At 65.8% G+C, this 12,637-nt stretch carries 11 protein-coding genes; 4 read left to right on the forward strand and 7 right to left on the reverse strand.

What is annotated here, in order from left to right; genetic code table 11:
- Positions 1 to 154: 154 nt before the first annotated feature.
- The 3 genes from F0Q45_RS29175 to F0Q45_RS10095 all read right to left on the reverse strand — a co-directional run bounded on the left by F0Q45_RS29175 (position 155) and on the right by F0Q45_RS10095 (position 4,105).
- Positions 155 to 259: a hypothetical protein gene (locus F0Q45_RS29175; protein WP_373424948.1), complete on the reverse strand. Its 105-nt coding sequence runs from the start codon at positions 257 to 259 to the stop codon at positions 155 to 157.
- A gap of 132 nt (positions 260 to 391) precedes the next feature.
- A complete protein-coding gene (locus F0Q45_RS10090) occupies positions 392 to 2,638 on the reverse strand; it encodes a SulP family inorganic anion transporter (RefSeq protein WP_149653817.1) in 2,247 nt (748 codons plus the stop codon).
- Positions 2,639 to 2,920: 282 nt separating this feature from the next.
- Positions 2,921 to 4,105, reverse strand: coding sequence for a CoA transferase (locus F0Q45_RS10095; RefSeq protein WP_149653818.1), 1,185 nt, complete (start codon positions 4,103 to 4,105; stop codon positions 2,921 to 2,923).
- A 122-nt stretch (positions 4,106 to 4,227) separates the two neighbouring features.
- Between F0Q45_RS10095 and F0Q45_RS10100 the strand changes: the two genes are divergently transcribed.
- Positions 4,228 to 4,908: a cation transporter gene (locus F0Q45_RS10100; protein ID WP_149653819.1), complete on the forward strand. Its 681-nt coding sequence runs from the start codon at positions 4,228 to 4,230 to the stop codon at positions 4,906 to 4,908.
- Positions 4,909 to 4,915: 7 nt separating this feature from the next.
- On the opposite strand, the gene ctpC is transcribed toward F0Q45_RS10100, so the two are convergent.
- The 4 genes from ctpC to F0Q45_RS10120 form a co-directional block, all read right to left on the reverse strand.
- On the reverse strand, positions 4,916 to 7,093 hold the full coding sequence (gene ctpC, locus F0Q45_RS10105) for a manganese-exporting P-type ATPase CtpC (protein WP_149653820.1): 2,178 nt from the start codon (positions 7,091 to 7,093) through the stop codon (positions 4,916 to 4,918).
- An 8-nt stretch (positions 7,094 to 7,101) separates the two neighbouring features.
- A complete protein-coding gene (locus F0Q45_RS10110; protein WP_149653821.1) occupies positions 7,102 to 7,383 on the reverse strand; it encodes a DUF1490 family protein in 282 nt (93 codons plus the stop codon).
- 106 nt (positions 7,384 to 7,489) lie between these two features.
- Positions 7,490 to 8,206: a TIGR03089 family protein gene (locus tag F0Q45_RS10115; protein WP_188112860.1), complete on the reverse strand. Its 717-nt coding sequence runs from the start codon at positions 8,204 to 8,206 to the stop codon at positions 7,490 to 7,492.
- A complete protein-coding gene (locus F0Q45_RS10120) occupies positions 8,194 to 9,669 on the reverse strand; it encodes an LCP family protein (protein ID WP_149653822.1) in 1,476 nt (491 codons plus the stop codon). The genes F0Q45_RS10115 and F0Q45_RS10120 overlap by 13 nt, the downstream gene beginning before the upstream one ends.
- A 64-nt stretch (positions 9,670 to 9,733) precedes the next feature.
- Between F0Q45_RS10120 and rfbD the strand changes: the two genes are divergently transcribed.
- From rfbD to F0Q45_RS10135, 3 genes are read left to right on the forward strand one after another with little or no spacing between them, the layout of a single operon-like run.
- Positions 9,734 to 10,645, forward strand: coding sequence for a dTDP-4-dehydrorhamnose reductase (gene rfbD / locus F0Q45_RS10125; RefSeq protein WP_149653823.1), 912 nt, complete (start codon positions 9,734 to 9,736; stop codon positions 10,643 to 10,645).
- Positions 10,638 to 11,537, forward strand: a complete 900-nt coding sequence (locus F0Q45_RS10130) for a glycosyltransferase family 2 protein (protein ID WP_149653824.1) — start codon at positions 10,638 to 10,640, stop codon at positions 11,535 to 11,537. The genes rfbD and F0Q45_RS10130 overlap by 8 nt, the downstream gene beginning before the upstream one ends.
- 1 nt (position 11,538) lies before the next feature.
- Complete coding sequence (locus F0Q45_RS10135) at positions 11,539 to 12,618, forward strand: sugar phosphate nucleotidyltransferase (RefSeq protein ID WP_149653825.1); 1,080 nt, start codon at positions 11,539 to 11,541, stop codon at positions 12,616 to 12,618.
- The last annotated feature ends 19 nt before the right edge of the window (positions 12,619 to 12,637 follow it).

Here is a 12,637-nt window from a genome sequence, read left to right on the forward strand (position 1 = left end):
GTGGGCGACCCCCAACGAACTTACGAGCGGGACCACTGAGGTTCCCCGGCCTTGACCCTTGTTGAGGTAGTGCAACCTATGCCGGCACTACGCATCGGGCGTCAGCGATGTCAATGGCGTCAATGGCCGCTCCACTTGATGAGGCGCCCTAAGCCTAAGCGCGCTCCCAACCGGACGGCAGCATCGGTACCGGGGCACCGCCACCGAACTCATCACCTTCTAACATGGCCAACATGGCCAACCCGCCTGCCTGGATCACCGTCCCGCTGGGCGTGGTTCCCGAACCCCCCTCGGGGCTGTTGCTCACCGACGGATTGTTCGAGGGATGACCGCGGTGGGCCGATTGACGAGTTCTTCTTGCAGGTGGTGCGGCTTGCACCGAGTCGAGTGGCTACTGTGTGGCGGCGCGCGCGGCGGGGGCCACGATGCCGTTTTGGTCCACCTCGTGCACATGGACGGTAGAGAAATCGAAGAACATCCCGACGAGGTGTACTGCACCGGAAGCCACTGCCGGAGCCAAAACGCAGTTGTGGGCGAGCCTTTCCAGCTGGACAGCCACGTTCACGATGGTGAGCTGGTCGAGTTCGCCGAAGCCTTCGGAGGCGGCGCTGGCGCGCGCCGGATGATGGTTGTGGAACGCAGCTAGGCCGTCGTGGGCATGTGCGAGCCAGCGGCCGATGGGAGTGGCCGGGTCGTTGGCGCCACCCTCCAACAATGCTTGCATCGCGCGACATGACGAATGTCCGCAGACCACAACCGAGTGCGCGCCAAGTTGGTTGACCGCGAAGTCCAGGGCGGCATCGACTGAACGTTCGGTGGGATCGGTCGGTACCAGGTTGCCGACGTTACGGATGATGTACAGGTCGCCCGGTCGGCTGGCCGTGATCACGTCCGGCATGATCCGCGAGTCGGCACACGTGAGAAACACCGTGTCCGGGTTCGGCGAATCGACCAGCTCGGGCACGTGGTGGTGCAAAGTGCCGATACCGTTGCGGTGATATTCCGCAACACCGTGGCGAATCGACGCGTCGGCGCCGCGGTGGTTATCGCGCCGGGACGTCCACGGTTCGCGTAGCGATCGCGACGTGAAGTGACGTTTCGGCGGACTGCTATGTGCGCTGATCATGTTCGCAGGTGACGTCTCGATGATGGTTACCGTTCCGCCGGTCAGCTCATGGGCGGTCTTCCAATCGTCGATGGCTTCGGAGACCGAGTGATCGATGTAATCCGCGTTCAGGTTCACCGTCACATCGGATCCCCGCGGCAGCGTCGAAAGCACATGAGTCAGCCGGGGCAAGAGCAAGAAGCTCAGCGTGCCGTCAATATCGACGCGCCAGTGCTTGGCCTCATCTCCTACCGGCTTGGCTTCAATGGGCGCTCGGACCACCCGGACTAGTAGAAAGATGATCGCCAGAACAAGTCCAATGGCCACGCCTTCCAGCAAGTTCAGAAACACCACGCACACGATGGTGACCATGTAGATCACGAAATTGCCAGTGTGCCAAGCAACTTGGATGTGTGCCAACTTCACCAGCTGAACGCCAACCACGATGAGCAAACCGGCCAGCGCTGCTTTGGGTATGAGTTCGACTAGGTTGGTGAACAGCGAGGCGAACAGCAAGATCCATACACCGTGCAATATCGCCGACATCCGGGTGCGGCCGCCGGCGGCCACGTTGGCTGAGCTGCGCACGATGACCCCAGTGACCGGCAGCCCGCCCAGCAATCCGGACAACATGTTTGCGCTGCCCTGCCCGATCATCTCTCGGTTGAAGTTGGTCCGCGGGCCGCTGTGCAATTTGTCAATGCCGACCGCGCACAGCAGTGATTCGACGCTGGCGATCAAAGCGATGGTGATGACTCCGAACACGATGGCGCTGACTTCGTGACTCCAGGGTTGTCCGCTGGGGGTGGTCTCGGCTAGCCGGGGCAGGCTAATGGCTTCGAAGAAGTTGCCCGACAGGTCAATTCGCTCGACCTGCAGGTTCACTACTAGCGACAACGCAGTCGCGGCGACGATGGCCACCAGTGCCCCGGGCACCATTCGCACCTTGGGCGGCAGCTTTGACCACAACAACAAGATGGCTATCACTGTCCCGCCGACGATCACTTCGTGCAGTTCGTGATGAAGCAGGCCGCTGGGCAACGCCACAATGTTGTCCCACGCGGAGCTTCGTGACGAACCACCTATCAAGACATGAATCTGCTGCAACCCAATGGTGATACCAATGCCGGCGAGCATCGCGTGCACCACGACCGGCGCGATCGCCAGCGCAGCGCGGGCCATCCGGCTCACGCCGAATGCGATCTGCAATGCGCCCGCCCCGATGGTCATCAAACCCACCATCGGCCAGCCGAGTGAATCGATCAGTTCGGCGACTACCACGGTCAGACCCGCAGCCGGGCCACTGACCTGAACCGCCGACCCGCCAAGTGCCCCGGCGACAATGCCGCCCACCACCGCAGCGATCAAACCGGCGGCCAGCGGCGCCCCGGACGCGATCGCGATCCCCAGCGAAAGCGGCAGCGCAACGAGGAATACCACGAGCGATGCCGGAAGGTCGTGCCGCAGATTGGCAAGAATGGTTCGTGAGCGAGATGCGGGCGCGTCAACGGCATTGCCAACAGCGGTGCTCATTGCTTGACTCCTCGAATCCGGCCGATCAGGTCGTCCGGGGTGGGCCGGCAACCCCGAGCTGACGACCCTCTCGCACCGGACTGAAACCGGCCTGAACGTGGTGTGTCAATCAAGTGTCCACCGAGTGTCGGAAGCCGATAACTCATATTTGTGTGCAACAAACATGTGAAGCCGCCCGGAGGCGGCTAAAACAAATCCTCCTCGCTCGCCACCTCGAATCCGGGAAACGTCGTGTTGATTCATTGGCAATTCAAAGGAAGCGATGTCGCGTGACAGAGGAAGTTAAGGTTCGGCCAGAAACGTGTCGTTGTGCTGGCCGGGTGCCGGTGGGGCAGCAGTGACCACGGCGTCGAAGCTAGAGTAGCGTACCGGCGTGCGGATCACGGTGACGGCGCTGTCGCCACCGTTGACTTCGACGGCGAGCTGGTTCTCCGCGAACAGCGGTGTACCGACGACCTGTTTCCAGGTGTACGGAAGGCAGGCCATGAGACCGCCGTCTTGTAGCAGCTTTACCCATTCGGCTGCGGTCTTGGTGGCCAGTGCCGACTGAAGTTCGTCGGTCAATTCCGGGTAGTTGATCGCCCGCGCGCGCTGGTCGGCGAAGCGCTGGTCGTCCAGCAGATCGGGCCGGCCGATGAGGTGGCACAGCTGCTGCCAGTGTTTGGGCACATACGCGCTGATGAGCAGGTATCCGTCGGCGGCCCGGAACGCGTCCGAGGGTTGCGTGGCAAACCCGACGCCCTTGCGCCGCTGGGCCTTTGGTGCTTGCTTGGCTTTCGGACAGTCATCGCTGGGGGGGTTGAGGTGCATGATCAGCTGGTTAGCCTGGAGCCCCACCGCGACGTCATACATGGCCACCCGCACAGTGTCGGCCACCCTGTGGCGCTCCCGGTTGAGCAACGCGGCCAACACTGCCTGAGCCAGCACGTGGCCGCTGGCGTTGTCGACCAATTGGAACGGGATGATCTGCGGTTTGCCGTCCGGCGTGGGCATCCCGGTGGTCATCCCGGCCTCGGCGGCGACCATCAGGTCGACGCCTGGCCGGCTGCCGTGCGGGCCGTTACCACCGAACGCCGAGAGGCGCGCGTAAACCAGCTTCGGATTGCGGGCCCGCAGGTGGTCGGGACCTAGCCCCATGCGTTCCATGACGCCGGGGCGAAACCCTTCCAGCACCACGTCGGCGGTATCGGCCAGCCGCAGAATCTGCTGCCTAGCTTCTGCAGTGTTCAAGTCCACGGTCACCGATTTCTTTCCCCGGTTGTTAGGCAAGAAGTACGAGGGCAGCGGCGGGCGTCCGGGCAGCACGGCGGTGATCTGGCGGCCCGCCTCCCCACCCGGCGCCTCAATCTTGATGACCTCGGCACCCAGGTCGGCCAGCACCTGACCGGCCAACGGCCCGGCGACGTTTTGGGTGAAATCAAGAACGCGGAAACCATCGAGCGGCTTGGCGGGCTTGTCGGTCGACATCGGCGGGCCTTCCCTAATGTGGCCGTTGGCTAGTCAGATTAATCAGAAGCGAAGGGTCGGCGGCGCGCCGGCTGGGCTGGCGAACCCGGTGGCGGGCCGGTCTTGCCTCTAACATCGTCGGGATGGAGACCTCGATCCCGCCGCAGACCGGCTGCTGTGACGGGCCCGCGCCCGCTATCGCGGTGCCCGCGGGACGAGACGCGGAATGGCAGCACAACGCCGGGTGGGCGCGCCGGTTGGCTTGGGTCAGCCTGGCCGTGTTGCTCATCGAAGGCGGCATCGGGCTTTGGGAGGGGCTGGCGGTAAGGTCGGTGGCGTTGACCGGATGGGCGCTCGGCGGCGGGTCTGAGGGCCTGGCCAGCGCGATGGTGCTATGGCGCTTCACCGGCGATCGCACCTTGTCGGAAACCGCCGAACGGCGCGCGCAACGCGGAGTCGCGGTGTCCTTCTGGCTGACCGCTCCATACATCGCCGCCGAATCGGTCCGACACCTGGCCGACCGGCAGCACGCCGAAACCTCGGTGCTGGGCATTGCGTTGACGGCCATCGCGTTGGTGCTGATGCCGATTCTCGGCTGGGCCAACCACACCCTGGGCGCGCGCCTCAAATCGGGAGCCACCGAAGGCGAGGGCACCCAGAATTACCTGTGCGCCGCCCAGGCCGCCGGAGTTCTACTCGGCTTGGCGATCACCGCCGCCTGGCCGAACGGCTGGTGGGTCGATCCGGCGATCGGGCTGGCTATTGCCGGTGTTGCGGTGTGGCAGGGCGTGCGGTCCTGGCGCGGCCACGACTGCGGCTGCTAACCACGGGTCAGTCCAGGCGGTAACGGATCAACCGGGAGCTATTGGCCACCACCGCCACCGACGACGCGTTGTGCAGGATCGCAGCCAACACGGGGGATAGCGCGCCGCCCGCACCGATGAGCAGCCCGGCGGCGTTGACAGCAATGGACATGCCGTAGTTCTGCCGGATCACATCGACCGCCCGCGCCCCCAGGTCGCGCACATCGAGCAGCCGGTGCAAATCGTCATTGGCCAACGCGACGTCGGCGGTTTCGACGGCGACATCGGTACCTGCCAGCCCCATCGCGATCCCGATATCGGCGGCGGCCAGCGCCGGCGCATCGTTGACGCCGTCACCGACCATCCCGACGACATAGCCATCGTCCTGCAGCTCGCGGACTACCTCGAGCTTGTCCTCCGGCATCACCTCGGCGCGCCACTCGTCGATCGCCAGCTCCTCGGCGACTACCTTGGCGATCTCCGGATGGTCGCCGGTGAGCATCACAATCCGGCGAACCCCGCTGGCCCGCAGCTTCGTCAGCACTTCAGCCGCTTCCGGTCGCACTTCGTCACGCAGACTGATCAACCCCACCAGCGTGCCGTCCACGGCGAGCAGCAATGGGGTTTCCGCCTGGCGCCGCAGTTTGTCAACCCATTCCGACGCCCGCTCGGACACTTCCACGTGCTCTGCCTGCAACAGCGACGGACTACCCAACAGCAGGGTCCGTCCGTCGGCCCAGGTCCGCATGCCCAGGCCAACCAGCACCTCGCACTCCTCGTGGGGCGGAATGCTGATGCGGCGTTCTTCGGTCGAGCGGATCACCGCTTCGGCCAACGGGTGACGCGAGTGGATCTCCGAGCTGGCGGCATAGGCCAGCACCTGCTCCGGCTCCCAATCAGGGTGCATGGCAACAATATTGGTGACCACCGGCCGCCCGACGGTGAGCGTTCCGGTTTTGTCAAACACAATCGCGTCGACGCGGCCGGCCTGTTCCAAATGCGAACCGCCCTTGATCAGGATGCCGCGCCGGGCGCCGTTGCCGATCGCGGCGCTGATCGCGGTCGGGGTGGAGAGGCCCACCGCGCACGGGCAGGCGATCAACAGCATGGTCATCGCCCGTCGGACGTCGCCGGTCACCAGCAAGGTGATGGCCGAGACGATGAACGAGGTGGGGACAAACCGGCGGGAGAAGTTTTCGCCGACGGTTTGGATCGGAGCCCGGTCCTGTTGCGCCTCTTCGACTCTGGTAATGATCCGGCCGATGGCGGTTTGGTTGCCGACGGCTTGGGCGCGCACCACCAGGCGGCCGCGTACCACCACTGAGCCAGCGTGCACGTGGCTGCCGACGATGACGCTGACCGGCAGGTTCTCCCCGGTGATCGCGGACTGGTTGACAATCGCCTCGCCGTCGACCACCTCACCGTCGACTGGGATGGCGACGTGGTCGTGAACCACGACCTGGTCGCCGATCTGCACGCTATCAATGGGTACCTGAACCTCGGTGCCGGCCTCTGGGCCCTCGGCCAGACGAATCCATGCTGTGTCCTGGTTGCCCCGCAGCAGCTCCGAGATGGCGCGCCGGGTCCGGCGCAGCGTCAAATCCTGCAGATACTCACCGATATTGAGCAGCCAGAGCACGGTGAGGGCGACGACGTTTTCGCGCAGGATGAGGCTGGCGACGGTGGCCGCCGAGACCAGCGCGTCGGTACCGGCCTTTCCGGAGCGTAACGAGCGCAGGGCACCGCGCAGGAAGGGGTAGCCGGTGAAGATCGTCACGCCGGTGGCGACCATCCGTCCGCTCGGCCCGAGCAAGGGCGGGCGCTGGAATACGTAGCGGCGCACGCCGAGTAGGGCCAGTGCCGCACCGCCGATGACCATGCGCAGCACATCGGCGTTGCGGATCTCCGACGAATGCGGTGCCCGCGCGGGAATCAGCTCAGTAGCGACGTGCGCGGCGTCACTGATCGCCGACAGCACCGCGGAGCGGTCGCACCACCGGGGCGAATACCACACGACGACCGACCCGGTGCGCGGATAAGCGTGCACAACGCGCACGCCGTTCTGCTTGGCAACGGCCTCTTCGACCGCTACGGCTCGTCGGGAATTGCTGCGCACCCAGTCGACCACGACCCGCATGCGGCCGGCCGCGTCCGAGACCAACACCAGGCTGGGGTCTTCGACTGTCTGAGCAATCGCGAGGGCCATATCGACCCTTAGTGGTCGTGGTCGTGGGCCACGCCGACGGCGGGGGTGGGTGCCTCTTCGCCGATACGTTCGCGGGCTTCGGCCATCACGTCGGAAATCTTGAGCCGGGCAGACTCCGCGGCTTCCTCGGCTTTGCGGGTCCCGCGTAAGCTCAGCTCCGCCGCCGATACCGCGGCCTCGCGAACAGGTGCCTTCTTCGCGGCCTTCCGAACGAGGTCGTAGGCGGCCGCCCCGACCACACCGTGGACCACCAATGTTGCTGCTTTCGCCAACACTCCGTAAGCCGGCATGTGTGTCAACCTTTCTTCCGCTGGGTCATTGGCGACGACATTAACATCGAAATATAGCAATATCAACATGTGTCGGCGCCTGTGTGAGCCGCGCATCGATTTCCGGTCAGAGGACGCGGGTGACCTTTTCGGATTCGATCCTGCGCTGCTGCGCCCCCGGGTCGGGGTTGGCCACCTGCACCAACGACGCCCCGACCGCCAGCACCGCCAGCAGGCCCGCCACCAACTCGTCGGGTCCGGCCCACGACGCGGTGCACAGCACCCGGTCGCTAGACGTCAAACCCGCTGCCGCCGAGACTTTTTCACACGTGGTTAGAACCTGGTCGACCGAGCGGCCGGCCAGTGCCGGCCCGGGGTGCCGCTCGGCAACGATCTGGTCGCCGTGCACCCGCACCGCGGTCGCGTAGTCGGTGACACCGATCGGCAGGTCGGGCGCGGGGCGCCCGAACGGATCCAGCGAGAGCACCGCCACCTCGCCCCCGGGCACGGTGCTGTCGGCCTCGCCCAGCCGATCCGTGGTGCACAACGCCACATCAGCCGGGCCCTGAAAAACCACTTCAGCCCCGATCCACCACACCCCGAACAGCACAGCCGCCGTCTGCCAATGGGCCGGCAGCAACACCGCGACCCGGCTGGCCGGCCCGGCGCCCAACTCGTCGCGTAGCAGGTTGCCCGTCTTGGCGGCCCAATTGGCCAGCGTCGCCGCCGACAGCTCGATGCGCTCGCCAACAGCATCGTCGTAATAGGTGATCCGCGGGCCGACCGGGTCGGCACGCAGTAACGGGTCAAGGATCGCCGCGCTCAGCGTGGTCAGTTGATGCACTCCGGATTGTCGGAACCGGCGGTCAGGATGGGCGACGGCGGGGGAGCGGTATCTGCAGACCCGGGGTTCGACGCCTGTGCGGCCGTCGCCGCGGCGTTTACACTACTGCCGCTGAGTCCCGAGCCCGGTCCGGTGTAGTCGTTGGCCAGCACCACCCGAACCGAATCCGGCGGTATCGAGGTGTCAGCGACCACCGGCAACCCGCCCAATTCCTTGGCAATTTCCTGGGCGCCCAAGTCATCGGTCTTGGGGGCCCGCACCTGGCTGCCCTTCATGTGGCCGCTTTCGTTGTTACCGACCGATCCGGCTGCAAAACCCTTTGCAGTCAATATTTCTGACACCGACGCCGCCAGGCCATTGATGTCGGTGTCATTGACGACGCTGGCGGTTGTCTTGGCGGGCGAGTAGGCCAGCTGTTCGGTCTTACCCTCGTCCTGCTCGTGCAGGAGGCCACCGACCCAGTCGGCAACCTGGTGCGGGTCTACCCGCACCACGCTCTGCATGCCGTCGTCGCTCCAGCCGGCGCCGTCGAGCACCGGGATGGTGGCAAAGGCCACGTTGCCGCCGGAAAGGCTCTGCATCTGTTTGACGAAATCAATGATGTCCCAGCCCGACGACAGCACCACCGACCGTTGCACGGCCTGCTCCAGTCGCTTGAGCGTGGCCGGGCTAGACAACGTCTTGCCGGAGATGACGCGATGGGCCAGCGAGGCCATCACCGCCTGCTGGCGCACCACCCGATCCAAATCCCCGCGGGGCAACTCATGGCGCTGACGGACGAAGCTCAGTGCTTGCGGACCGTTGAGTTTCTGCCGCCCAGCCGGAAAGTCGGCACCCGAAAGTGGTTCGTAGACGGGCTCTTTGAGGCAGACGTCGACACCGCCGAGGGCATCGGCGATCAACGCGAAACCCAGTAGCCCGATCTCGGCGTAGTGGTCGACAGTGACGCCGGTGAGGTCGGCGACCGTCTTGATCAGGGCCTCGCGGCCCGCTTCGGTGCCCGCGGCCGCCGCTTCTGCGGCCGATGCTCCGGCTTGGACCAGGCTGACCCGCTTGGTTTCGCGAGTCTGGCCGTAGACGCCGTTGATCTTTGTCTTGCCCAGGCCGGGTGCTAAGACGTAGGAGTCGCGGGGAATCGAGATCGCGGTGGCCGACTTCCCGTTGTTCGGGATCCGGACCAGGATGATGGTATCGGTGTTGGTGGCTTCCTCATCGCCCGCCCGCAAGGTCGCCAGTTCCTCGGCGGACAGCGGATTGCCGTGGGCATCAGTGCGGCTGTCCAGACCGACCAGCAGGATGTCGATCGCTCCGTCATCGCCACCATGTCCCAGCGAGGGCGCAGACATGTGGAAGATGCCGTCTTCGAATGATCTGACGTTGGTCCAGGCCAGTCCGGTGCCGAGGACGATCGCGACGGCCAACGCGGTACAAATCACACGGACCACACGTTGCGCAGGCATCACTGTAGGTTACTTGTGCCACAGTCGCTTTCTGGGTAACGCGGTTCGGCGTGCCAGACTCGAACGCATGTCGGGCAGGATCGTGGTCGCCGGTGCAGGCGGACAGTTGGGCAGCGTTGTGGCTGCCGAGGCAGCGCGAGCAGGCCGCGATGTGCTGGCCAGGACGTCGTCGGAATGGGACATCACGGACGCCGCCGCGGCCGGCCGGATCGTCGAACGTGGCGACATCGTGATCAATTGCGCGGCGTACACCGATGTCGACGGCGCGGAAGGCGACCAGGGGCGCGCGTATGCGGTCAATGCGACCGCGCCCGAGAATCTGGCGCGGGCCTGTGCCCGGGTGGGCGCCCAGTTGATTCACGTCTCCACCGACTATGTCTTCGACGGTGACTTCGGCGGGGTCGAGCCACACCCCTACGAACCGGCCGACAAGACCGCGCCACAGGGTGTGTATGCCCGCAGCAAGCTCGCCGGCGAAGCGGCCGTACTCGCGGCGCTACCGGAGGCTGTCGTCGTACGTACCGCCTGGGTCTACACCGGCGGGACGGGTAAGGATTTCGTGGCCGTGATGCGCCGGCTGGCCGCCGGTGACGGTCCGATTGATGTGGTCGACGACCAGACCGGCTCACCGACTTATGTGGCTGATCTCGCCGCTGCGCTGTTAGAGGTCGCCGACAAAGATCCTGCCGGCGTGCGCGGGCTCCTGCACGCCGCCAACCAGGGCGCGGTCTCCAGGTTTGGACAGGCGCGCGCAGTGTTCGAAGAATGCGGTGCTGACCCGCAGCGGGTGCGCCCGGTCAGCACTGCGCAGTTCCCGCGGCCCGCACCGCGGCCGAGCTACTCCGCTTTGGGTGGCCGGGGGTGGGCCGCGGCGGGCTTGACCCCGCTGCGACCCTGGCGTGCTGCGCTGGTCGCGGCGTTGGCAGCCGCTTACAGCGGCGTTTCCGCCGACCGACCGTTACCCTCTACGCGTGACTGACGTCTTGCCGGTCGTGGCGGTGACCTATTCGCCGGGCCCTCACCTAGAGCGGTTTCTGGCGTCGTTATCGCTGGCCACCGAGCGGCCGGTCAGCGTGCTATTGGCCGACAACGGCTCCACCGACGGAGCGCCGCAGGCTGCCATCGAGCGCTACCCCAACGTGCGGTTGCTGCCGACGGGTGCCAACCTGGGATATGGAACCGCGGTGAATCGCACGGTGGCCCGGCTCGATGAACTCGGTGACGACTGGCTCGAAGACTGGGTGATCGTGGCCAACCCGGACGTCCAGTGGGGCCCGCGCAGCATTGACGCCCTGCTGGAGGCCGCCGACCGTTGGCCCCATGCGGGTGCGCTGGGCCCGCTGATCCGCGACCCCGACGGGTCGGTGTACCCGTCAGCGCGCCACCTGCCCAGCCTGGTCCGTGGTGGCATGCACGCGGTGCTCGGCCCGGTGTGGCCGCGCAACCCATGGACCACGGCCTACCGTCAGGAGCATCTGGAACCCAGTGAACGGGTGGTGGGTTGGTTGTCGGGCTCATGCCTGCTGGTGCGGCGCTCGGCCTTCGCCCAAGTTGGCGGATTCGACGAGCGGTATTTCATGTATATGGAGGATGTCGACCTTGGCGATCGGCTCGGCCAAGCCGGCTGGCACAGCGTCTACGTCCCCTCAGCCGAGGTCTTGCACCACAAGGGCCACTCGACAGGACGCGACCCGGCAGGTCACCTGGCGGCCCATCACCAGAGCACCTACATCTTCTTGGCAGACCGGCACGCCGGATGGTGGCGTGCCCCGTTGCGCTGGACGCTGCGGGGATCGCTGGCGGTGCGCTCCCGGCTGATGGTACGTAGTTCGCGCCGAAAGGACCTCAAACTCGCTGAAGGGCGGCACTGAGTTGGCACCCCAGCACGTCGATGCGGTGATCCTGGTCGGCGGCAAAGGCACCCGGCTGCGGCCGCTGACCTTGTCCGCACCCAAGCCCATGCTTCCCACAGCCGGCCTGCCGTTCCTCACCCACCTGCTGTCGCGCATTGCCGCGGCGGAAATCGAACACGTGGTCTTGAGTACGTCCTACCGGCCCGAGGTGTTTGAAGCCGAGTTCGGTGACGGGTCCAAGCTGGGTTTGCAAATCGAATACGTGACCGAAGAACAGCCGTTGGGCACCGGGGGCGGCATCGCCAACGTGGCCGACAAACTGCGCTGCGACACCGTGATGGTGTTCAACGGCGACGTCCTCTCCGGTGCCGATCTGGGCCAGCTACTGGACTTCCATCACACCCGCCAGGCCGACGTCACCCTGCACCTGGTCCGGGTCGGCGACCCGCGGGCGTTCGGTTGTGTGCCCACCGACGCGGAGGGCCGGGTCACCGCTTTCTTGGAGAAGACCGAAGATCCGCCGACCGACCAGATCAACGCCGGCTGCTATGTCTTCAAGCGCGAGATCATCGACCGAATTCCGAGGGGCCGCGAGGCTTCGGTGGAACGCGAGGTGTTCCCGGCGTTGCTGTCCGACCCCAACGTCAAGATCTGCGGCTACGTCGATGCCACGTATTGGCGCGACATGGGGACCCCGGAAGATTTCGTACGCGGATCGGCGGACCTGGTGCGTGGGATCGCTCCGTCACCGGCACTCCGTGGTCACCGCGGCGAGCAGCTGGTGCACGACGGCGCGGCCGTCGCCCCGGGTGCGGTGCTCATCGGCGGAACGGTCGTGGGGCGGGGTGCTGAGATCGGCCCCGGTGTCCGGCTGGACGGCGCGGTCATCTTCGATGGTGTCAAGGTCGAGGCGGGCTGCGTGATCGAGCGATCGATCATCGGCTTCGGCGCCCGCATCGGCCCGCGGGCGCTGATTCGCGACGGTGTGATCGGCGACGGCGCCGATATCGGCGCCCGCTGCGAACTGCTGCGCGGCGCCCGGGTGTGGCCCGGCGTCTGCATTCCTGACGGCGGCATCCGCTATTCGTCCGACGTCTGACTACGCTCCGCCGAGATCG

This window comes from Mycobacterium simiae (assembly GCF_008370645.1).
Classification (GTDB): domain Bacteria; phylum Actinomycetota; class Actinomycetes; order Mycobacteriales; family Mycobacteriaceae; genus Mycobacterium; species Mycobacterium simiae_A.